Source organism: Streptomyces sp. NPDC051315, assembly GCF_044455165.1.
In the GTDB taxonomy this organism is placed as follows: Bacteria; Actinomycetota; Actinomycetes; order Streptomycetales; family Streptomycetaceae; genus Streptomyces.
Window position 1 is genome coordinate 16,338 of the sequence record NZ_JBITEN010000005.1, and the last position, 23,493, is coordinate 39,830.

At 69.1% G+C, this 23,493-nt stretch carries 9 protein-coding genes; 5 read left to right on the forward strand and 4 right to left on the reverse strand.

Annotation, left to right across the window (positions count from 1 at the left end; all coding sequences use genetic code 11):
* Nucleotides 1-31 precede the first annotated feature (31 nt).
* Nucleotides 32-1,645 carry a family 43 glycosylhydrolase gene (locus ACIBBD_RS11465; RefSeq protein WP_399419123.1) on the reverse strand — a complete coding sequence of 538 codons (1,614 nt, stop codon included), beginning with the start codon at nt 1,643-1,645 and terminating at the stop codon, nt 32-34.
* 347 nt (nt 1,646-1,992) lie between these two features.
* On the opposite strand from ACIBBD_RS11465, the gene ACIBBD_RS11470 reads away from it, so the two are divergent.
* The gene (locus tag ACIBBD_RS11470) at nt 1,993-3,615 is read left to right on the forward strand and encodes a glycoside hydrolase family 27 protein (RefSeq protein WP_399419477.1); all 1,623 of its coding nucleotides are present in this window, start codon (nt 1,993-1,995) and stop codon (nt 3,613-3,615) included.
* Between the two features lie 228 nt (nt 3,616-3,843).
* On the opposite strand, the gene ACIBBD_RS11475 is transcribed toward ACIBBD_RS11470, so the two are convergent.
* The 3 genes from ACIBBD_RS11475 to ACIBBD_RS11485 all read right to left on the reverse strand — a co-directional run bounded on the left by ACIBBD_RS11475 (nt 3,844) and on the right by ACIBBD_RS11485 (nt 11,556).
* Nucleotides 3,844-7,221, reverse strand: coding sequence for a LamG-like jellyroll fold domain-containing protein (locus tag ACIBBD_RS11475; protein WP_399419124.1), 3,378 nt, complete (start codon nt 7,219-7,221; stop codon nt 3,844-3,846).
* Nucleotides 7,222-7,414: 193 nt separating this feature from the next.
* Nucleotides 7,415-9,382 (reverse strand): tachylectin-related carbohydrate-binding protein, encoded by a 1,968-nt coding sequence (locus ACIBBD_RS11480; protein ID WP_399419125.1) that lies wholly within the window; start codon nt 9,380-9,382, stop codon nt 7,415-7,417.
* Nucleotides 9,383-9,603: 221 nt separating this feature from the next.
* Complete coding sequence (locus ACIBBD_RS11485; protein ID WP_399419126.1) at nt 9,604-11,556, reverse strand: tachylectin-related carbohydrate-binding protein; 1,953 nt, start codon at nt 11,554-11,556, stop codon at nt 9,604-9,606.
* A 331-nt stretch (nt 11,557-11,887) separates the two neighbouring features.
* Here ACIBBD_RS11485 and ACIBBD_RS11490 point away from each other — a divergent pair, with 331 nt between their 5' ends.
* The 4 genes from ACIBBD_RS11490 (at nt 11,888) to ACIBBD_RS11505 (ending at nt 23,490) form a co-directional block, all read left to right on the forward strand.
* A complete protein-coding gene (locus ACIBBD_RS11490; RefSeq protein ID WP_399419127.1) occupies nt 11,888-21,577 on the forward strand; it encodes a polymorphic toxin-type HINT domain-containing protein in 9,690 nt (3,229 codons plus the stop codon).
* The gene (locus ACIBBD_RS11495; protein WP_399419128.1) at nt 21,574-22,104 is read left to right on the forward strand and encodes a hypothetical protein; all 531 of its coding nucleotides are present in this window, start codon (nt 21,574-21,576) and stop codon (nt 22,102-22,104) included. The genes ACIBBD_RS11490 and ACIBBD_RS11495 overlap by 4 nt, the downstream gene beginning before the upstream one ends.
* 506 nt (nt 22,105-22,610) lie before the next feature.
* Nucleotides 22,611-23,087 carry a hypothetical protein gene (locus ACIBBD_RS11500; protein WP_399419478.1) on the forward strand — a complete coding sequence of 159 codons (477 nt, stop codon included), beginning with the start codon at nt 22,611-22,613 and terminating at the stop codon, nt 23,085-23,087.
* Between the two features lie 40 nt (nt 23,088-23,127).
* On the forward strand, nt 23,128-23,490 hold the full coding sequence (locus ACIBBD_RS11505; RefSeq protein ID WP_399419129.1) for a hypothetical protein: 363 nt from the start codon (nt 23,128-23,130) through the stop codon (nt 23,488-23,490).
* The last annotated feature ends 3 nt before the right edge of the window (nt 23,491-23,493 follow it).

Below are 23,493 nucleotides of genomic sequence, written 5' to 3' on the forward strand. Positions count from 1 at the left end.
TGGGGGCGGGGTGGTGCGGTCCTCCGACCGGTCAGGGAGTGGACAGCTCGAACCGGGTGACGCGGACGGCGCCGCCGAGTGCTTGCGTGGCGTGGTTGAAAAGGGCGAACCGGTAGCCCATGAAGAACCGCCAGTCGTTGCCCATCGTGAAGCTCGGTCCGAGGCGGGCGAAGTGGATGCCGTCGGTGCTGTAGGAGAAGGTCCCCGGGCGGGCCGCGCCGGGGCGGATGTCCGCGCTCGCGCGCAGCCAGATCCGGCCGCCCGAGACGGGTGCGTTCGCGAGTTCGGTGCCCGTGCCGGTGGTGTTCCAGTTGCTGTCCATGGTCAGTCCGCCGACCATCGCCACCCGCGTGACGCCGCCGTCGCGCTTGAGACCGATCCAGGCGGAGGAGTCGCGCAGCAGAGCGAGTCCGGCCCGGTCGCCGTCCCGCATCGCGGAGTGGTCGAGCTGGACCGTGGCGGTGGAGGTGGGGCCCTGGATGCGGTGGGTGAGGGTGTTGCGGGCCCAGTAGAGGTCGTGGGTGACGGTCGCGGTCCGCAGGGTGAGGCCGTTGCCGACCGACCACTTGGTGGGGTCCGGGTTGTGGTTCCACTCCCATCTCGGCTCGAGGGTCGTGCCGTCGAAGGTGTCCACACCGGTCATGGGGGTGACCTGGCGAGGAGGAGGTGGCACGGCCGGACTGGGGTACGAGGTGCCCCACGCGCCGTTCACCAGTTGGACGACGGGCCAGCCGTCCGAGGTCCAGGTGACCGGTGCCAGGGCGGGCATCCGGCCGCCGGGGTAGGCGTCGACGAAGGCCAGGTAGTACCAGGCGCCGTTCTGCGTCCGGACCAGGCCGCCCTGGTGCGGGACGCCTCCGCCGGGGATCGGCCCGGGCAGGTCGAGGAGCACCTGCCGCATCGTGTACGGACCGAAGGGGCCGCTCGACGACCTCAGGATGTACTGGCCGTTCGCGGGGCGGGTCAGGAAGATGTAGTACTGCCCGTTGATCTTGTAGAAGCGGGCGCCCTCGAGTGTGCCGACACTCGACGGTGCCGTGAACACCTGCTGGGTGCGGACCTGCCGGCGGCCGTCGGGCGACAGTTGGGCCACGCTGATGGTGGTGTTGCCGTACGCCACGTACAAGGAGTCGTCGCTGTCGACGAGCAGCCCCGCGTCGTAGTACGGCGTGCTGATCGTCGTGAGCCGGCTCCACGGCCCTTCGACGGCGGTGGCGGTGTAGACGTACGTTCTGGCGAAGTCGATCTGGCCGAGCCAGTAGAACGTCCTGTTGCTCGGACGGTAGGCCAGCGACGACGCCCAGATCCCTCTGACATAGCCACGGGCGCCGTTCAGGTCGTACTTGGCGCCGAAGTCCAGGACCGGCACCGAGTGACCGGCGATCTCCCAGTTCACCAGGTCGTACGAGCGCAGGACGGGTGCGCCCGGCGAGTAGTGCATGGTCGAGGCCGAGGCGTAGAAGATGTCGCCGACGCGGATGACGTCGATGTCCGCGAAGTCCTGCCAGATCACCGGGTTCGTGTACGGCGCGGCGGCTGCGCGGGAGGACCCGGCCGTGGGAAGCAGGGCGCCGGCGGCCATGCCGGTGGCGGCCGCCAGCGCGCGACGACGGGACAGTCCCTGATGAGGCCATGACAGGTCCATGGTGGCGTGACTCCTTGCGGCTCGGCCGTTGCGGTGGGCGCTCTCGGAGATGCCTTATGTGTTCGGTATGTCGAACGTGGATCGAACTGTCGAGCAGACTGGATGATAGAGGGCCGGTGAACCCCGTCAATACCTCCTGCAAGATTCGCTGGTTGCGGCGAAAGTATCGAAGCCTCGAATCCCGGTGTGGCGCAGGTACGGGGCTGGCTCGGTGAACGGTGTTGACACGTTCGCTCACTTCTCTGATGATCCGTGAGGTTCAACTTTCCGAATGTCATTCGAAATTTCGGACCCTCTTGGTCTCCGGGAAGAAGGAGCCCCTGGTGCCCAGACGATCAGGCGGACGCATGCTCCGCCTCCTCGCGGCCGCCGCGCTGACGATCACCGCGTCCGTGACGGCCTCCTCCCACTCCACCGCCTCCGCCGCGCCGGGCAGCCCGGCACTCACCCCACCGCTGGGGTGGAACAGCTGGAACAGCTTCGGGTGCGGGATCACCGAGGCCCAAGTGCGCCAGGCCGCCGACGCGATGGTGTCCTCGGGCATGCGGGACGCCGGCTACCGGTACGTGGTGGTCGACGACTGCTGGTTCGACCCCCAGCGCGACGCGTCAGGCAACCTGCGGGCCCATCCGGTCAAGTTCCCGAGCGGGATGAAGGCGCTCGGCGACTACATCCACGGCAAGGGGCTGAAGTTCGGCATCTACCAGGCGCCGGGCGAACGCACCTGCGCGCAGGCCGTGGGAAGTTACCCGGGAGCCACGGGCAGCAAGGGCCACGAGGCCCAGGACGCCGCCACGTTCGCCTCGTGGGGCGTCGACTACCTCAAGTACGACTGGTGCTCCCCCAGCGGTACCCGTGACGAGCAGGTCGCGCGGTTCACGCTCATGCGCGACGCCCTGCGTTCCACCGGCCGGCCGATCGTCTACAGCATCAACCCCAACAGCCTGCACGCCATCACCGGCGCCACGTACGACTGGGGTTCGGTCGCCGACCTGTGGCGGACGACCGAGGACCTGCTCGACATCTGGCAGAACGGCAACACCAACAGCTATCCGATGGGCGTCGGCAACGTCCTCGACATCACCGCGCCGCTGGCCGCGCAGGCGGGCCCGGGACACTGGAACGACCCCGACATGCTCGTCGTCGGCCGTCCCGGCCTGTCACTGACCGAGTCCCGCTCCCACTTCGCCCTGTGGGCGCTGATGGGCGCCCCGCTCATGGCCGGCAACGACATCCGCACCATGTCCGCCGACGTGAGCGCCATCCTGCGCAACCCCCGTCTGCTGGCGGTGAACCAGGATCCGCTGGGCGCGGGAGGGCGCAGGGTGCGCGACGACGGCGCCACCGAGGTGTTCGCCAAGCCCCTGTCGGACGGTTCGGTCGCGGTGGGGCTGTTCAACCGGGGAGGCGGCACCGCGAACGTCACCACGACGGCCGCGCAGGTCGGCCTGTCCGGCGGACCGTTCACCCTCACAGACCTGTGGTCCGGCAGCACGTCGAGCACGTCCGGGCAGATCGCGGCGAGCGTCCCCGCCCACGGCGTGGCCGTGTTCCGGGTGAGTGGCGGCAGCCCGTCGGCCGCCACCACCTCACGGCTGCGCGGCACCGCGTCCGGCCGCTGCCTGGACGTGGACAACGCCTCCACCGCCGCCGGGGCCACGGTGCTGATCTGGGACTGCCACACGGCCGCCAACCAGCTGTGGACCACCTGGGCGGGCGGCGAGATCCGTGTCTACGGCGACAAGTGCCTGGACGCCTACGACCAGGGCACCACCAACGGCACCCGGGTCATCACCTGGCCCTGCAACGGCCAGACCAACCAGAAGTGGACAGTCGGCGCCGACGGGTCGATCCGCAACGTCCACGCCGGGCTGTGCCTCGACGTCAACGGGGCCGCAACCGCCAACGGGTCCCCACTGGTGCTGTGGACGTGCAACGGCCAGGCCGGCCAGAAGTGGTCCCGCGCATGAGGGACCGGCCTCACGGACTCGGTCCGGGACGGGGGGACTTCGCCAGCGCACCTGGTGTCCGCCCTCTCGCGTAGGGCTTGCTTCCAGGGTGGTGTGGGCGGCCGGGATGTGCTCGGCGGCCATCCGCGGGCGGAAGCGGTGAGACCAGGGCACCGCTGCCGACCGGGCGGCGTCGCTCGCTCGACCGGCAGCGGTTGCGCATGACCTGAGACCGTCCGGTGGATCCGGCTACATCCGGGCGTACGGCACAGGGGACAGCGTCTCGAACGGGAGCCGGACGGTGGTGGCCGACCCGGTGTCCGCGTTGGACGTGCGCAGGGCGGTCACCTCCTCCGCCGTCAGCGCGCGCCGCACCAGGCGGAACTCGTCCAGGGAGCCCTTGAGCCGGTCGGAGCCGCCCGGCCTGGCCCCCAGATGGAGACCGAGCACGGCGAACCCGTCCTCGTACGTCACCGAGCCGGCCGGAGCCGCGGCCTCGCCGGGCGGCCCGCCGTCCACCGACAGGCTCAGCTTCCCGCCCGAGCGCTGGAGCACCACATGGTGCCAGGCGCCGTCACCGAAGGCGTGGGCCGCGCTGCCGTCGCCCGCGTAGACGGTGGTGCCGGCCGTGTCGGTCTGCAGCACGGCGGCGAGCCGGTCCTGGCCCGGCTGGGCCCGCAGCCACAGCTGCCGCTCGGCGCCGCCGACGCCGTACGCCCAGAAGACGACCTGGTGGGCGCTGGACGGGCCGGCCGTGTAGCGCAGCCAGGTCGCCACGGTGAAGTCACCGGAGCCGAGGGCCTCGTCCGCGCCGTACGGCAGCTCGACGGAGTCGTCCGTGCCGTCCAGGGGGAGCCCCGCGCCGAACCTGCCGCCCCCCGCCGGAGCCGCGGGCCGGGCTCCGCCCCGTACGAAGGCGTGGTTGCAGTGCGCCGACGAGTCCGGGGTCGCCGGACCCGCCGCCGGCCTGACCACCTGGTGGGCCTCGGTGTGGCCGTTCTCCATGGACCACGACAGGGCGGGCCTGTCGGCCGGGTAGCCGCCCACGGAGCCGGCGGCGGACTGCGCGATCCTCGTCAGCTCGGTCGCCGTGAACGCGCGTTCGTAGAGCCGGGCCTCGTCCAGGGAGCCGGTGAACACATCGAGGTCGCCCGGCTTGGAGCCGACCCTCAGCCCCTGTGGCGTCGTGGTGGAGGTGAGCGCACCGGACAGCCCGGTCGCCTCGGCGGCCGTGGTCCCGTCGACGCTCAGCCGCAGCGTGCCACCGCTTCGGGTGACCGCCAGCAGATGCCAGGCGCCGTCCCCGAAGGCGGCCGACGGGCCGGTGTCCGCGAGCGCCACCTGCACCGCACCCGCGGGTGTCTCGGCCCAGGCGAGCAGCCGCCGCTGGGACGGCTGCGCCCGCACCCACAGCGAGGGCTCGCCGGAGACCGAGCCGTACGCCCACAGCAGCGCGGCGTTCGCGTCGGTCTCGGTCAGGGTGTGCCGGAACCACAGGGTGTAGGTGAAGTCGCCGGAGCCGACGTCGAGGGCCGGCAGATACGGCACCTCGACACCGGGACGGGACGCCGAGACGGAGATCGCGCCCTTGCCGACCCGGCCGGCCACCTCACCGGGCACCCCGCCGAGCAGGGTTCCGTCGGCGCAGTGCCCCGAGACGTCGTCCTCGATCGCGACCGAGGTCAGCGCGGGCACATCGGCCGTGTCGACCACCTGGAACGGCAGCCGCACACCGAGTGAACCGTCCGCGGACGGGGCCGCGTTCGCCGTGCGCACCTCGGCGAGCTGGGCGTCCGTCAGCGCGCCGCGGTACACGCGGAACTCGTCCAGTCCGCCGCTGAGGGGGTCACCGGCCGCGGTGTCGGGCTTGGCCCCGAGCCGGATCCCGTCGACACCGACGGCGCGGTCGGCGCTGACCGACCCGGCCACCCCGGTGGCCTGCGCCGAGGACGTGCCGTCCACCGAGAGCGTGATCCGTCCGCCGCTGCGCACCAGCGTCAGATGGTGCCAGGCGTCGTCACCGAAGGCGGTCGACGGGCCGGGGTCGGTGAGGGTGACGGAGGCGGATCCGCCGGTGCCCTGCACCCAGGCGTGGAGCCGGTTCTGGCCGGGCTGGGCGCGCACCCACACCTGGGGTTCTGCCGCGCCGTACCCGTAGGCCCACATCAGGACCCGCTGCTGGGTTTCGCCGGGCTGGGCCTTGTACCTGAAGAACAGCGAGTAGGTGAAGTCGCCGTCGCCCGGGTCGATCCCCGGCGCGTACGGCACGTCGGCGTACTCGCCGGTGGCGTCGAGGGCCAGGCCCTGGCCCCAGCGGCCGGTGGCGAGCGCCGAACCCCCGGCCAGATAGGCGTCGTTGGCGTCGAGCGTACTGTCCGGAGTGGTGCGGCCCGGGGCCGGAGTGGCCTGCGGGTGCACCGTGCCGGTGAAGGTGCCCGGCACGCCGGCCGCCGCCGGGGTGAAGCGGTTGAAGTAGATGTGGGCCGCGGAGAAGCCGTCGCCGCCCTCGTAGACCAGGCCGATCTCGCCGTCGGTCAGCTCCACCAGGTCCGAGTAGCCGGCCCGCTCGGCGTTGATCTGCGCGGCGTCGTGCCAGGTGGTGCCGCGGTCCGTGGAGTAGCGGATCCGCATGTTCTGGCGGTCCGTCGGGTGCGAGGGTGCCGAGAGGACGAGCGTGTCACCGGGTGTGGCCCGGTACGTCTGCTCCAGCGCCAGGACCGAGGCCTGCACCTCGGGCGTGGTGAGCGAGGGCACGACCTGCTGCGCGGGCACGGTCGCGCCGGAGTCGGTGCTGACGGCGTGCGTACGGTGCCCGGACGAAGCACCGTTGTTGTTGCGGGCGTTGATGTAGACATGCCCGTTGTCGAGTTCGGCGACGGCCGGCTCGCCGGGCAGCACCCCGGGTCCGAAGGAGTCGGCCGTGGCGCTCGCGAACCACTCGTCGCCGTTGTCGCTGTAGAGCACCCCGACGAGCTGGGGATCCTGGCCGGCCTGTGGTGGCGACTCGTACGCCCCCACCACCAGCCGCCCCGCCTTGTCGCCGCGCTTGAGCTGGATGCCGTGCGAGGGGCCCGTGCCGAACCAGCCGTCCTGCGGGTTCGACAGCCGCGGCAGCGGCTTCGGCGCGCCGAAGGTCAGCCCGTCGTCCGTGCTGCGCTGGACCCGCGGCAGCCGCTTGCCGCCCGGCTCGGCCGGTTCCGACGTGGACAGCAGATGGACGTCGCCCGTGCGCAGGTCGGCCACGGGGGAGGGGTTGCCGCGCGTGTAGGGCGTCTCCGGGTCGGTGTCGCTGCCGGCGAGCACCACGCGGACGGGGCCCCAGGTGCGGCCGCCGTTGGTGGAGCGGCGGACGACGATGTCGATCGCACCCCGGTCGGCGCAGGAGGGCGAGCGGCGGGCCTCGGCGAAGGCGAGCAGCGCGCCCGTCTTCGTACGGACGATCGTAGGGATGCGGAAACAGCCGTATCCGGCGGTTCCGGAGCGGAAGAGGATCTGTTCGGTCCCGATGAGTCCGTCGGCCGACAGCTGTGTGCCGCCCGCGGCGGCGGGCGGGGCGACGGCTGTGAGGAGGACCAGGGTCAGGGTGAACAGGGCGGCGCCGAGGCCGCGTATGCGTAGCCGGGACACGACGGTGCAGACCTTTCTGGTCCGGTGAGGACCTGCGGTGAGGCCCTGTGGAGAGGACCTGGCCGTGAGCAGACGGCCGCCCGGCCCTGCCCCGTCCGTGCCGACAGGACGGAAGGAAGCGGGGGCAGAGCGGGCGGCGGTGGAGGCGGGGCGTGACGGCCGCCGGGCCGCCACGGCCTCCTCTACGGTGTGATCACTGGGCCGGCGGGGCGGGCAGCCGGCTGCCCCGGAAGTCCGGCGCGTCGGCCTCGGCGCGCATCGCGCTGAGCGAGGAGGTCTGCTCGACCTGGTAGATGCGGGTCTGGTTGTCCGACGTACGGAAGGTGTAAGCCCACGTCGGGCCGGTGGGGCCGGTGTAGGTGAAGGCGGTCGGCTCGGTGGCCGAGGCTTCGGAGGTCGGCCGCTGCCAGGCGCGCCAGGCGCCGCTGCCCTGGGTGGTTTCACCGGTGTTGTGGACGGTGCCGCCGGCGCCGCGGACGACAACCTCCGTGAGGCCGGTCAGCGGGGAGATGACGGCGCTGGGGGAGCCCTGCGCGGTGACCCCGGCGACGGTCTCCCAGGTCCCGTACGCCCCGCCCTCGGCGGACTGGGCGGTGGTGACCACGTTGCCGTTCGCGTCCGTGGCGAAGACGCGTATGCGGTAGCCGGGGTAGACGACGACGGACGGCGTGCCGGCGATGGCCTGGGCCCCCACGCCGGTCCACGCCGAGAGCGTGCCTCCCTCCTTGAAGAGCGCGGTGGAGAGGGTGCCGTCGGCCTTCCTGCCGAAGAGCTGGATGCCGTCGCGCACGGTGACGGCGGTGAGGGGGCCGGTGAAGCCGGTGCCGGAGAGCGGCATCCAGCCCATGAAGTCGACGTTGGCGCGCTGCTGGATGCGGTACCAGGGCTTGCCGCCCGCGTCGAGCGCGAACTGGGCCATCAGCCCGGTCGGGGTCTTGCCGGTGACGGCGTGGTGCCGCATGGCGCCCGCCAGATCGATCCAGTTGCCCCAGTCGGCGGCGCCCTTGGCGGTCTGGTTGCGCTGCCAGACACTGCCCGAGGTGTTGTGGGCCGTGACGACGACGCGGCCGTCGGTGTGCTCGGAGAGCGAGGGCCGGCCGGCGAACGCCTCCTGGCCCGAGATCACCGTCCACTGGGCGCCGTTGATGTCGGCCGGGTCGGTGCGGCCGTGGACCAGGCGGCCGATGTTGTCGGTGTAGGCGAGTTCCAGCTTGCCGTCCGCCGCCTGCATGACGGCGTTGGGGCTGTACGACTCCAGCGGCACCGGCGTGGCCGCGGGCGTGTGACTGACGTTGAGCCTGCACGTGTCGGGTGCCGCCGAGACCGAGACGTAACCGGCCCAGCCGGACGCCTCCACCTGCTTGTTGTAGACGGGCCAGTCGTTGATGTCCTCGTCGAAGCGGTAGTACGCGACCGCGCCGTTGCCCTTGACGCGGAACAGGGTGTCACCGCCGTACGACGGCATGAACCTGAGGTCGCTCCAGTCGGCGGCGGACTCCAGCACATGGCGTTCGATCCAGCGCTGGCTGGTGTAGTCGTAACGCGAGCGGTAGAGCTTGCCGTCGGTCGCGTCACGGCCGTAGATGACGCCGCGGTCGGCCGCGAAGATGGCGTCGTAGTTCCAGCCCATGTCGACGATCTTGCCGCTGCCCTCGACGAACTCGTCGGCGGTCGCGTCGTAGCGGTACCAGCGCAGGTCGTTGGTGGCGCCGGAGAGCGTCCACAGGTGGCCGCCGCGGTCGATGGTGATGTCGTCGATCCGGTCGGCGGCCCTGAACTGGACGAAACTGGAGCTGATCTTCCGGTGGTGGACGTCCCAGGTGCTGCTGGAGCTGATCCGGTGGCTGTAGTACAGCCCGTCCGACTTGATGCCGTAGAAGGTCGCGCCAGGGCCGGCGAGCATATGACCGTAGCCGGTCCAGGTGGTGTCGATGGTGCTGCCGGCGGGCAGGGCGTTGCCGACCGCAGGGTCCGGCATGTCGGTTCTGTTGAGTTTGCCGGCGGAGTCCAGGGTGTACGTGGCCCCACCGGAGCCGCAGGTCAGCGACACGGCAGCCGCTGCGGGAGCGGAGGGCAGTGCGCCGGTGAGCGGAAGCGCGGTCGCCAGGGCCGTGGCCAGAGCAGTGGCGGAGATGAGTGCGCGAGGTGAAATCCGGTTCATGGCGTGGACGGTAGGCGTCCGACGGTGAACGCTGCCGTTTCAACCAGGTGAACAAAGATCTCTGATAGGAATCTCAAAGGTGAACGGTGAAGCCAACCAGCCGAGCTCGGCGATGAGTTGACAGACGATCCACTCGATGACCTGACCTGCGCCTCCAGGAACGAACGGCTCATGAGCGTCCGGGAAGGACGGCTCGTTTCCGACCTCCCCGGACGCGGTGATCACTGGGCCTGCGGGGCGGGCAGCAGGCTGCCCCGGAAGTCCGGCGCGTCGGCCTCGGCGCGCATCGCGCTGAGCGAGGAGGTCTGCTGGACCTCGTAGATGCGGGTCTGGTTGTCGGTGGTGCGGAAGGTGTAGGCCCAGGTCGGGCCGGTGGGGCCGGTGTAGGTGAAGGCGGTCGGCTCGGTGGCCGAGGCTTGGGAGGTCACCTGATCCCAGGCGCGCCAGACGCCACTGCCCTGGCTGGTCTCGCCGGTGTTGTGGACGGTGCCGTCGGTGCCGCGGACGACGATCTCGGTGAGGCCGGTCAGCGGGGAGATGACGGCGCTGGGGGAGCCCTGTGCGGTGATGCCGGTGACGGTCTCCCAGGTCCCGTAGGCCCCGCCCTCGGCGGACTGGCTGGTGGTGACCACGTTGCCGTTCGCGTCCGTGGCGAAGACGCGCATGCGGTAACCGGGGTAGATGACGACGGACGGAGTGCCGGCGATGGTCTGGGTGCCCATGCCGGTCCACGCCGTGAGCGTGCCGTCCTCCTTGAAGAGCGCGGTGGACAGGGTGCCGTCGGCCTTCCTGCCGAAGAGCTGGATGCCGTCGCGCACGGTGACGGCGGTGAGGGGTCCGGTCAAGCCGGTGCCGGGCAGCGGAATCCAGCCCATGAAGGTGTTGTTCGGCACGTTCTCAAGGCGGTACCAGGGCACACCGTTGGCGTCCGCTGCGAACTGCACCAGCAGCCCCGAGGGTGCCTTCGCCGTGACAGCGTGCTGCTGCATCGCGCCCGCCAAGTCCTTCCAAGCGGCCCATTCGGTACTGGACTTCGCGGCCTGGTCGCGCTGCCAGACGCTGGCGGAGGTGTTGTGGGCCGTGACGACGACGCGGCCGTCGGTGTGCTCGGAGAGCGAGGGCCGGCCGGTGAAGGCTTCCTGGCCCGAGATCACCGTCCACTGGGCACTGTTGACGACGGCTGGGTCGGTGCGGCCGTGGACCAGGCGGCCGATGTTGTCGGTGTAGGCGAGCTCCAGCTTGCCGTCCGACGCCTGCATGACGGCGTTCGGGGTGTACGACTCCAGCGGCAGCGGCGTCGCCGTGGGTGTGTGGTTCGCGACAAGACCGCAGTTGTCGGGCCGGGATGTGACGTTGGTGAAGTTCTGCCAGCCGGCGGCCGCCACTTGCTTCGCCAGTACGGGCCAGGTACCGGTGTTCTCGTCGTAGCGGTAGTACACCGCGGCGCCGGACGTCTGCACGGCCACCACGGTGTCGCCGCCGCCGGCGGTGACGGTCTTGAAGTTGCCCCATCCCGCGGAGCCGACCAGGACGTGGCGCTCGAGCCAGCGCTGGCTGGCGAAGTCGTAACGGGAACGGTAGAGCCTGCCGTCGGTCGCCCGACCGTAGAGAACGCCCGAGTCGCCGGCGGTGATCAGGTTGTAGCGATCCCACCCCTTGTCCAGGACCCTCAGCGACCGCAGGCCCTCGATCGAGGCGTCGTAGCGGTACGCGTACAGCTGGCCCAGGTTGTCCGCGACCCACAGCCAGCCGGACCGGTCGACCGTGGCCTGTTCGCGGTCCGCCGCGTTCGACAGCCATCCGAGGGCGGTGCTGACGCGCTTGGGGGCGACGTCCCACGTGCCGGATTCCGTGCGGTGCGCGTAGTAGGTGCCGTCCGACTTGAACGCGTAGAACTGCCCGTCCGGGCCGGCGAGTACCTTCCCGTATGCCCCCCAGCCCGAGCCCACCTTCTGGTGAGTCGAGAAGGTCGAACCCGTCAGCGGATTGGCCATCGTGTACCGAAGGAGCTCACCGGCCGTGTTGGTGACGTATGTACGGCCGTTGGCCGGGCAGGTCGCCGAATCGGCGGCGCGTGCCGTGCCCGGCGCGGCGACGAGCAGCGGCAGTGCTGCGGCTGCGGCCGCTGTCACGGAGGTCAGTCGGCCGACTCTGCGGTGTCGAATGAATGCCATGTGGATTCGTCGTGTCCTTCCGTCGAACAAGGCGCCCCAGGGCAGCCCGTTGTGTGGCTTCCGGCGGAAGCCCCCCCCCTGCGAGCTCGAGCCGTAAGTGGACGTCAGGAAGCCTAAGTTGGGCGTCGAAAGATGATGATCACAATGAAATAACGCTCAGGTGAATGGACTGGTCAATGAGTCGACAAGAAACCCGACGAGCCGTCAGGCTCCCATTTGATCAATCGTTTCGTCCTGTGGGGGGACCGTGCCGACGTACCGGAGAATCGCGCGCACGTTAGTGATGCCAAGACTCCTGCGTTCCCGTTGGGGCAAGGCCATCGCACTCGCCGTGACAGCGGTCATCGCCGTCGGTTCGCTCGCCATCGCGGGGGCGGGGATCCCGCTCTTCCCCGAGAAGCCGGCCGCCGCCAAGGGCCCCGGCCAGCGCTGGGGCAGCGCCGAGGGTCTCAGCCACTTCGCGGGCGGTCCGCGCAACGACGACGCGCCGCAGTCCCTGCGCGCCAAGTACCCGCTGAAGAGCCCGCCCGCCGCCCGGCCGACGGTCCGGAAGAACGCGGTCGAGGTCACCCCGCCGGCGCCCGCGCAGGTCAAGGGCTTCGACCGCAGGACGAGCAAGGAGATCGTCTCGGAGCGGGACGCCCACAGCCGTACGTACGCCAACGAGGACGGCACCCGCACCAGCGAGATCTCCACCGACCCGATCAACTACCGGGACTCCACCGGGGCCTGGCGGCCCATCAGCAGCGAACTGGTCGAGCAGGCAGGCGGCTGGGTGAACGCCGCCGACTCCGTGGCCCTGCGCCTCGCCGACCGGGCCGACGCCGCAGAGTTAGCCTCCGTCACCCTGCCGTCCGGTGAGTCCTTCGGCTACGGGCTGAGCGGCGCCGCCTCCGTGGCCGGCACCGCGGACGGTGCCCGCGTCGGCTACGAGCAGGTGCTCCCCGAGACCGACCTCTGGCTCGACTCGCAGGCCGGCGGCGTCAAGGAGACCCTCGTCCTGAAGTCGGCCACCGCCCCGAACAGTTTCGTCTTCCCGCTCCACCTCGAGGGCCTCACCGCCAAGGCCGACGGCGGATCGATTCTGCTGACCGATGCCGAGGGCCGCACCCGCGCCGTCATCCCGGCCGGGTTCATGGAGGACGCCGCCCACACCGTCTCGCACGCCGTGTCGTACGAACTCGTCGAGCAGCAGGGCGGCGGCCAGGCGCTGAAGGTGACCGCCGACCGGGACTGGCTCGCCGACCCGGACCGTGCCTACCCCGTCCGCATCGACCCCTCCGTCGACACCACGTCCGCCTCCACCTCCATGACGGTCCGCAGCGGCGGCTCCGTCGTCGGCTCCAGCGAACTGCACGTCGGCAAGGGTCCGGACGGCGCCTCCGCCGCGTACCTCGGCTTCCCCGGACTCGACGAAGAGCTCAAGTACCACCAGATCTTCGGTGTGCAGCTCCAGGTCGTGAACTTCGACTCGGCCTCCTGCACGCCGCGCCCGGTCTCCGTCCACCCCGTGACCGAGTCCTGGACCGCCGGCACGGGCACCGCCTACCCCGGCCCCTCGGTGGGCAGCGCGCTCGCCTCGAAGTCCTTCGCATACGGCTACATAGGCTTCGGGCAGTCGCGGTCCGCCTGCCCCGCCGCCGGTGAGCTCTTCGACCTCGGCAAGGGCGGCCGCGACCTGGTGCAGCGCTGGGTGAACGGCACCCAGGCCAACCACGGCCTGTCGCTGCGGGCGTCCGCCACCGACTCGCTCGGGTTCAAGAAGTTCACCGGCCACGCCACGGCCAACCCGCCCAAGCTGTACGTGACCCACTCGCCGTACAACGCGTCCTACGGCTTCCCCAAGCCCGTCCCCGACCCGCCGGTGCTGCAGAACCAGGCCGGGAAGGTCAAGGTCTCCGTCACCAACAAGGGGGCCGAGACCTGGACGCCGTCCACCTACTACCTGGCCTACCGGGCGTACGACAGCAAGGGCAAGCTGGTCACCCAGCAGCGCGCGGGCAGCCTCCCCGGCAATGTGGCCCGCGGCGCCAAGGCGACCGTCGACGCCACCATCAAGGCACTCCCGCCAGGTGTCTACCTGCTCGACTTCACGATGGTGCGCCAGGGCGGCAAGGTCTTCACCGACGAGCACGTTCCGCCGGGCCGGCTGACCATCCAGGTCTTCGACATCGCCCCCGTGGTGAAGGAGCAGTTCCCGCCGAACGGCTACCAGGCCCAGACCCTGACCCCGCAGCTGTGGGCGGCGGGCACCGACATCGACGCGCCGCCCGGCTCCACGCTCCAGTACAAGTTCGAGATCTGCGAGTCGGACAAGGACGGCAAGCCGACCGCCTGCACCACCTCCGCGTACCAGACGAGCTCTGCCTACCCGGTCCCGTCCGGCCGGCTGAAGTGGGGCAAGACCTACCTGTGGCGCGGCTTCGTCAAGGACGCGACCAACGAGGTGCCCACCGCTCAAGTCGCGCTGGTCGCCGCCGTACCGCAGCCCGAGATCACCTCGCGACTCTCCGAGGCGCAGGGCAAGGAGTTCGACCCGAACGTCGGCAACTTCACCTCCAGCGCCGTCGACGCGTCCATCGCCGGTGTCGGCCCCGAACTCACTCTGATCCGCACCTACAACAGCCTCGACCCACGACGTGACCTCGCCTTCGGCGCGGGCTGGACGACCCGCTACGACATGCGGCTCACGCCCGACGACGACGGCACCGGCAACGTCGTCATCCGCTACCCCGACGGCCAGGACGTCCGCTTCGGCAAGAACGCCGACGGGACCTTCGCCCCGCCGCCCGGCCGCTTCGCCAAGCTGACCCTCGACTCGGCGACCAGCACCTACAAGCTGCAGGACAAGTCGGGTATGACGTACGACTTCAGCTCCTCCGGCCTGCTGGTCAAGATCACCGACCCGTACTCCAACGCGGTCACCTACACCTACAGCGCCGGGAAGCTCGCGACCGCGACGAACAACCGGACGACCCGTTCGCTGACCTTCACCTGGACCGGCGCGCACGTCACCAGGGTCCAGACGACCGCCGTCGACGGCGCCCCGCTCGCCTGGACGTACACCTACACCGGCGACCTGCTCGACAAGGTCTGCGACCCGCTGAACGGCTGCACCCAGTACACCTACGGCACCGGCAGCCACTACAGCACCACCGTGCTCGACTCCCGCCCCGAGTCCTACTGGCGCCTCGGCGAGGAGGAGGGCACCGCCGCCAACAGCGCCAACGAGGCCAACCTCGGCAAGGACCGCGGCACCTATCAGAACGTCACCCTGAAGGCTGCGGGCGCGATCGCCGGCGACCCCGGCACAGCAGCGACCTTCGGCAGCAGCACCTCGCGGATCGACCTGCCCGCCGGCACGCTGAAGAAGAGCCGTGACGCCGCCGTGGAGGTCTGGTTCAAGACGATCGCCACCGGCGTCGGCGGACCGCTGGTCGGCTACCAGGACAAGGCCTGGGGCACTGCCCCCGGCACCGGTGTCCCGATGCTGTACGTCGGCACCGACGGAAAGCTGCGCGGCCAGTTCTGGACCGGCTCCATCGCGCCGATCACCGACATCACCAAGAACGTCAACGACGGCAAGTGGCACCACGCGGTGCTGTCCATGTCCGGCTCCAACCAGAGCCTCTACCTGGACGGCAAGCTCTCCGGCACCATCACCGGCAAGCAGCCCCTCCAGACGAACCTCACCCACAACCAGATCGGCGCCGCCCACGCCACCACCCCCGCCTCCTGGCCCGGCTGGGGCTCCACCGCCGCCAAGTCCTTCGCGGGCACCATCGACGACGTCGCCGTCTACCACCACCCGCTGGGCTCCGCGGCCGTCACGGCCCACTACCGCGAGGCCGGCCGGACCGCCGACGTCCTGACGAAGACGACGCTGCCCAGCGGCCGGATCGCCTCCGAGGTCCAGTACGACGCCTCGCGCGACCGGGTCGAGGAGTACACCGACCGCAACGGCGGCACCTGGAAGATCGGCACCCCCGCGGTCTTCGGCAACGACCGGGACCTGCGCCGCACCGTCGAGGTCCACGACCCGATGGACGCCCCGTACTTCTACGAGTACGACGGACTGTCCTCGCGACTGCTGCGCTACGGCGAGCCGATGGCCCTCGGCGCCCGCGAGTCCGTCACCGCGGCCCCGTCCCCGTCGCCCACCGACCCCGGCCAGATCTGCACCCAGCCCGACCCGGGCGACCCGGCGTTCTGCACCAACCCGCCCGGTGACGGCGGCGGAGAGCCGGACTTCATCCGGCACCCCGTCGACGGCGTCGCCATCCGCTCCTTCGAGTACAACGACAACGGGTTCCAGACCGGGATCATCAGCGAGAACGGTGACAAGGTCACCCTGGGCTACGACGACCGCGGCAATGTGACCAGCCGCACCACCTGCCGAGCCGCGGGCGACTGCCAGACCTCGTACACGACCTACCCGGTGCCGACGGGCGACTTCGACCTGCGGAGCGACCAGCCGGCGGAGACCCGGGACGGCCGCTCGTCCGGCCCCACCGACAACCGCTTCCGCACCCAGTACACGTACAACACCAGCGGTGCCCTGCTCACGCAGACCGCCCCCGACGGCGGCACGTCCAAGAACACCTACACGACCGGCGTCGAACAGGCCGTCGGCGGCGGCAACACGCCCAGCGGGCTGCCGCTGACCACCGCCGACCCGCGCGGAAAGATCACCCGCTACCAGTACTACAAGAACGGCGACCTGGCTCGGGTGACCGAGCCGTCCGGGCGGGTCACCACCTACACGTACGACGCGCTGGGCCGCAAGCTCACCGAGACCGTCGTCACGGACGCCCACCCGTCCGGGACCACGTCGACCTTCACCTACGACAAGCTCTCCCGGGTCGCCACCCTCACCGACCCGGCGGCCACCAACGTCGTCACCTCCGCCAGGCACCAGCAGAAGACCACCACGACCTACGACGCCGACGGCAACGTCGTGCGCACCGAGATCAGCGACCTGCTGGGCGGCGACGCCACCCGCGCGATGACCTTCGAACTCGACGACCACGGCCGCCCCGAGCGGGTCACCGACGCCGAGGGCAACGAGACGACGTACACCTACGACGTCTTCGGCAACAAGACCTCGATGGTGGACGCCAACGGCAACCAGTTCGACTACGTCTACACCGCGCGCAACATGATGGCCGAGACCCGGCTGCGCGACTGGGACGACGACGGAGGCGACGACAGCTACACCGTCCTGCAGTCGTACGCCTACGACATGGGCGGCCGCCTGGTCCGGCACACCGACTCGATGGGCCGCTCGCTGATCTACCAGTACTACGGCGACGACCTGGTCAAGTCGATCACGCTCAAGGACTTCCACAACCCCGACGGCACCAAGCGCGACATCGTCGTGGAGTCCAACACCTACGACGGGGCGGGCAACGTCCTGACCGAGACGAGCGCCAACGGCAAGCTCGTCACCGCCTACACCTACGACGCGGTCGGCCGGGTGAAGTCCGAGGTCATGGACCCCGGCGGGCTGAACAGGCGCACCACCTACACCTACGACATCGCCGGCAACGTGGAGACGACCGCGTCCAGCGGTTCCCCCTCCAACGTGCCCTGGCCGGTGAGCGTCAGCGGCGAATCCGTCCGCTACCAGTACGACGACGCGGGCAACGTCACCCACGAGACGGTCGAGAACAGCACCGACTCGCGCACCACCCTCTACACCTACGACGACCGCGGACTCACCACGTCCAAGACGGACCCGGCGGGCAACAAGACCGAGTACGGCTACGACGAGCTGGGCCGGGCGGTCTCCGTCACCGCGCCGGAGGTCCAGACCGAGTCCGGCGGCAGCGCGCCCGAGACGTCCCGGCCCTCCACCTACACCGGTTACGACACCTTCGGCGCGGTCACCGAGTCGGTCGACGCGCTCGGCCGCATCAACCGCACCGCCTACGACCGGCTCGGCCGCCCGGTCACCGCGACCGCGCCCGCCTACACCGCGCCCGGCTCGTCGCAGACCGTCGCCCCGACGGTCACCAACACGTACGACGCGCTCGGCAACGTCACCGAGACGACCGACCCGCTCGGCCGCGTGACGAAGTTCCAGTACGACCGTCAGAACCGGCTCACCGTCAAGGACGTGCCCGTCGGCACCGGCGACGAGCGCGGGCAGTGGAAGTACACCTACACCCGCACCGGACAGGTGTTGTCGGTCACCGACCCGAACGGCGCCCGCGCCGAGACGACGTACGACGACCTCGACCGCCCGGTCACCACCACCCAGATCGAGCGCAAGCCGCTGCCCGGCGCCTTCACCACCCGCGTCGAGTACGACGACGCGGGCAACGTGGTCAAGCAGACCTCGCCGAGCGGCGCGGTCAGCCAGTACACCTACGACGGGCTCAGCCAGCTGACCAGGCTGCAGGAGGCGAGCGGCGCCATCACCCAGTTCGGGTACGACGCCTCGGGCCGCGAGGTGCGCCGCACCGACGGCATGGGCCGCACCTCGGCGAAGCTCTACGACCAGCTCGGCCAGCTCGTCCAGGACAAGGACCTGGACCCGGTCAACAGCCTTTTGCGCAAGGTGAGTTACACCTACGACAAGGCGGGCAACCTGGTCACGTCGACCAACCCGCTGGACCGTACGACGACGTACACGTACGACGCGCTGAACCGGCTGACCAGCCAGACCGAGCCGGTCTCCGACACCAAGTCCATCACCACGTCCTTCGGCTACGACGAGCTCGGCAACCGCACGCGCTACACCGACGGCCGTGGGAACACCACGATCTACACGGTCAACTCGCTCGGCCTCGCCGAGTCGGTGATCGAGCCCGCCACGGCCCGCGACCCGGCACTTCAGGCGCGCACCTGGACCACCGCGTACGACGCCGCCGGCCAGCCCGTGAAGCTCACGGCACCCGGCAACGTGGTCCGCGAGCGCGAGTACGACAAGGCCGGCCAGCTGGTCCGCGAGACCGGCAGTGGCGCCGAAGTGACCACCCCCGAGAAGCGGTTCCAGTACGACCCGGCGGGCCGGCTGGTCAAGGCCTCCTCCCCGAAGGGCGACAACACCTACGAGTACAACGACCGGGGTGGCCTGCTGAAGGCGACCGGCCCCTCCGGCGAGGCCACGTACGAGTACAACAACGACGGCCTGCTCACCAGCCGCACCGACGCGGCCGGCACCGCCCTCTTCAGCTACGCCAAGCAGCAGCTGACCTCGGCGACCGACCCGCTGACCGGTGTGCGGCAGAGCTACACCTACGACGGTGCGGGCGTGGTCAAGAAGGTCGACTACGGCGCGGGCCAGTCCCGCTCCTTCACCTACGACGACCTCGGCCGGCTCGACACCGACACGCTGAAGAACAGCGCCGGCCAGACGATGGCGTCGACCGACTACGGCTACGACACCGACGACCACCTGACGTCGAAGACCACGGCCGGCACGGCCAAGGCCGGGACCAGCACCTACGGCTACGACCACGCGGGCCGCCTGACGTCCTGGACGGCGGACGGCACCACCACGGAGTACGGCTGGGACGACAGCGGCAACCGTGTGAAGAACGGCAGCAAGACCGCCACCTTCGACGAGCGCAACCGGCTGCTGTCCGACGGCGACTACACCTACGACCACACGCCGCGCGGCACGCTCGCGAGCCGCACGAGCTCGGGCCTGACGGAGGAGTTCACCTTCGACGCCTTCGACCGGATGGTGAAGGCGGGCGAGTCGGGCACGGAGTACACCTACGACTCGCTGGACCGTGTCGCGGCCCGCAACGGCGTGGACTTCACCTACGCCGGCTTCACACCGGACCCGGTCAAGGACCAGACGTCGACGTACGGCCGCGGCGCCGCCGACGAGCTCATGGCGGTCGCCGAGAACGGCGGCACGGCACGACTCACGCTCGAGGACAAGCACGGCGACATCGTCGGCAACATGTCGGCGACGAACGGCGCGACGACGGCCCTGGACCAGTCCACGGCCTTCGACCCCTTCGGCCAGGTCCGCGGCACCGCGAGCGCCGAGGGCGCCGAGGGTATGGACGGCAACGTCGGCTATCAGGGCGACTGGACCGACCCGGACACCGACCAGGTCAACATGCACGCCCGCTGGTACGACCCGGGCACCGGCGCCTTCGACTCCCGCGACTCCTACACGTACAGCTCCGGCGCTTCGATCCTGGCCAACCGCTACACCTACGGCGCCGGTGCCCCGATGGACTACACCGACCCGGACGGCCACTGGCCGAGCTGCGGCTGGTGCAAGAAGGCTGTGAAGTGGGCGGGCAATAAAATCACCCGGGGCGCGAGCTACGCCTACAAGACCGCCAAGTCGGTCTATCACGGTGTGCAGTGGGCGGTGCGCCACCCGGGGGCCGCGCTCACCAAGGCGCTGAGCTATGTCGGCAAGGCCGCCGGCTATCTGTACCGCAAGTCGGGCCTGAAGACGGTCGTCGACGCCACCGTCAACGCCGTCAGGTGGGTCGGCCAGAAGACGGGCATCACCCAGTGGGCCCGCGAGAAGGCCAGACAGGCGGCGCGGGCGGCCTACCAGGCCAAGGTCTACATCACGAAGAAGGCCAAGGCAGCGGTCTCCTACGCGGCCAAGCACAACCCGATCCCGCAGATCGTCGCTGCGGCCAAGCCTTTGATCGCGGTCGGCAAAGCCATCGTCACGGGCGACCCCAACCTCCCGGCGCTCGTCGTCGACCTGGCCGTCCAGGTCGTGGCCGATGTCGCCAGGACCGTGGACGCCCTCCGCGACGAGGTCGTCAAGCAGGCCGGCAGCGTCATCGAGACCGTCTCGGAGGCGGTCGACTGGGGCCAGGTCTGGGAAGGCGTCAAGACGGTCGGCAATGTCGTCGGCGAGGTCACCGGTTTCAACGACATCAAGAACTGCGTCACCAAGGGCGACATGGAGGCCTGCGCCTGGGCCGCGGCCACGGTGGGCGGAGTCCTGCTCGGCGGTGCCGGCGCGGCGGCGGTGCGGGCGGCGAAGGCCGGACGGATGGCGGCGAAGGCGGCCAAGTACGCGGACGACATCGCCAAGGCCGCGGAGAAGACCGAGGACGTGGCCGACAAGATCGAGACCGCGGTCGAGTGCACGAGCACGGCGATGGACGTGGCCTCGATGGCTTCCGCCAACAGTTTCGTGCCGGGCACGGAAGTCGTCATGGCCGACGGCAGCCGCAAACCCATCGAACAGGTCGAGGAAGGCGACGAGGTCCTCGCCACCGACCCGACGACCGGCAAGACCTCCCAGCAGAAGGTCACCGACACGATCGAGGGCAAGGGCGAGAAGAAGCTCGTCAAGCTCACGGTCGACACCGACGGCGACCAGGGCGAGGCCACCGACACCATCACCGCGACCGCCGGCCACCCCTTCTGGGTCCCCGACCTGAAGAAGTGGCTGAAGGCCGGTGAGCTGAAGCCCGGCCAGTGGCTCCAGACCGGCTCCGGTACGTGGGTCCAGGTCGATGCGGTCAGCGCCTGGACACAGCAGGCGGCGGTCTACAACCTCACCGTCGACACCGCGCACACGTACTATGTGGCGGCGGGCGAGACGTCCACCCTGGTTCACAATGACGACTGTCCTGTGCTTCAGGGCAGGTACCCGATCTCTGATAGGCAGAAGCGGGCTAACGTTGGTTTCCGGTACCAAGAACATGCCACTGGTACAAATGAAGAGCAATGGTGGCGGCACAACGGAGGGCTCACCAAGGTAGATGCTGGCCCGGATGAGAATGGCTTTATCATTGAGGCAAAGTGGACTGGGAATGACCATCCTAATGGCTGGTCCCAGAGTCGCTATAACCCTTCACACTCGGAGACAGTCTTCAGCGAAGAAAGCACGGTCAGCCAGGCACGACGGCTCTTGGAGTTGAACAGCGCCCTGGGGGGCAGTGGTGTCCGCTACGCTGTTTCCAATAAGGGTGGTGCCGCGTTTTACCGGGCGGTATTCCGGGAGTGGTTTCCAGAGGAGATGGAAAGCGGTGCTCTTCGGGTCTTTCACGTGTCGGCAGTTGGGATGAAAAAATGATGCTTGACGTCGATTTGGGACCGGTGCTTCAGCTTGTAGACGGAGCTGTACGGTTCGAACGTCCGTGGGACGCTGAGGCGATCTCGTCCGCGCTGGTGCGGTCGGGCTGGGAGCCCATCGGCTCAGTGTCCCTTCCATATCCGAAGCGTTTGGGTCACAATGGTCTGCCTCTGGGTATTGGGCATAGCGGGGATCTGGTAATCGTCGGTGTGACGCTGAGGGAGTGGCAGACTGATTGGAATTCGGCCGACTATGTCGGGGCTGTAACCAGTGACTATGAGGACATGATTGATGGCTGTCGGCAACTGGCCAATCGGCTTGTTTCTCTGCTTGGTCAAGAATTTTCCGTCGAGCCGGAGGATCTGGTGCTCGATGAGGATCAATTTCCTTTCGTGCACGTGGATTGCTGGAAGGTTGCCGACATTCACGTGATCCTGGGTCTCGAACATCTTGACCCCAACGACACCCCCATCAGGGTTTCGCTGCACCTGAGCCAGGGTTCAGCGAAGTCGGCGCCGGCCTGCTGAAGCTGTTCGAGGAAGGCATCAGATTCGTAGCGACCAGTTCCAAGTCGTCGAACCCAAAGGTCGAGATAGCCGTGGGGTGTCCCGCAACGCCGCGCTCCGAACAGCTTTATCGCTGGCACGGAAGTGCTACGCGCTGATGACACAGGTAAACCGATCGAGGAGGCCGAGGAAGGCGACGAGGTCCTCGCCACCGATCCGACGACCGGAAGACCTCCCAGGAGAAGGTCACCGACACGATCGAGGGCAAGGGCGAGAAGAAGCTCGTCAAGCTCACGGTCGACACCGACGGCGACCAGGGCGAGGCCACCGACACCATCACCGCGACCGCCGGCCACCCCTTCTGGGTCCCCGACCTGAAGAAGTGGCTGAAGGCCGGTGAGCTGAAGCCCGGGTAGTGGCTCCAGACCGGCTCCGGCACCTGGGTCCAGGTCGACGCGGTCAGCGCGTGGACGCAGCAGGCGGCGGTCTACAACCTCACCGTCGACACCGCGCACACGTACTACGTGGTGGCTGGACGCACTTCGGCGCTTGTTCACAACTCCGAATGGAAGTGTCCTACTAAAAGGACTCACTTCGCAGATGTCGAGGTGTTTAACTCCACGGGCAAGAGCAAGCACCGCTACAGCATTCGCAGCGGCAACTATAGTTCCGAGGAGGAACAGCTCGGGTGGCCCTGGTCTATGAGTGCTAGCCACACGGAGCACCGGTCGCCCCGGATGTCGGGTGCCACTGGCGTGGTGGGCACGAAGACCATCAAGAACGAGAAAATCGCTGGCATCCACAAAGCAGAGAAAGGTGACACGGTAGTCATCTGGGGAGACAAGGATCCGTGCGGCACTTGTCAGGCGCAGATGAAGCGGGCGTACGAGGAAACCGGTGTCGACTATGTTTACATGTGGGGGAATAGAACAGCTGGGCAGTCTGGGCAGTCTGGTGGAGCGGTGCCTGATGGGTGGTGGCAGGCCAGCAATCCCCTAGGATAATTACACGACATTCGATGCTCGCGAAGCGTAGGTGTTTCGCATGTACGAGAACGATGAATCCCCGCAGACACGGAAGGATCCGGTAGAGATCATCGCCCGCGTCAGTGTGCTTGACCCGGAGCGGGCACGGGAAGTCTGGATCCATCTGGCAACCCGCGACGGATGGGCAGTTGAGGTATTGAATGCTGACCATCAGTCCGTCGCCGAGGCAAGATCGTTGCCCATCTTCTGTGGGCGAGTTGAAATCGAGGGAATACCGTACGTTATTCAGGTTGGACCTCGAGTGCGGCACTCGCTCATGGAAGTAGTGAATGGGGAATGGGTAAACCGCCCTGTTCTGGATGTAGCGGCGTGGGTCGAGCCTGAAGTGTCAGCAGAAACCGCCCCGACAGTGTTCGAATGATGT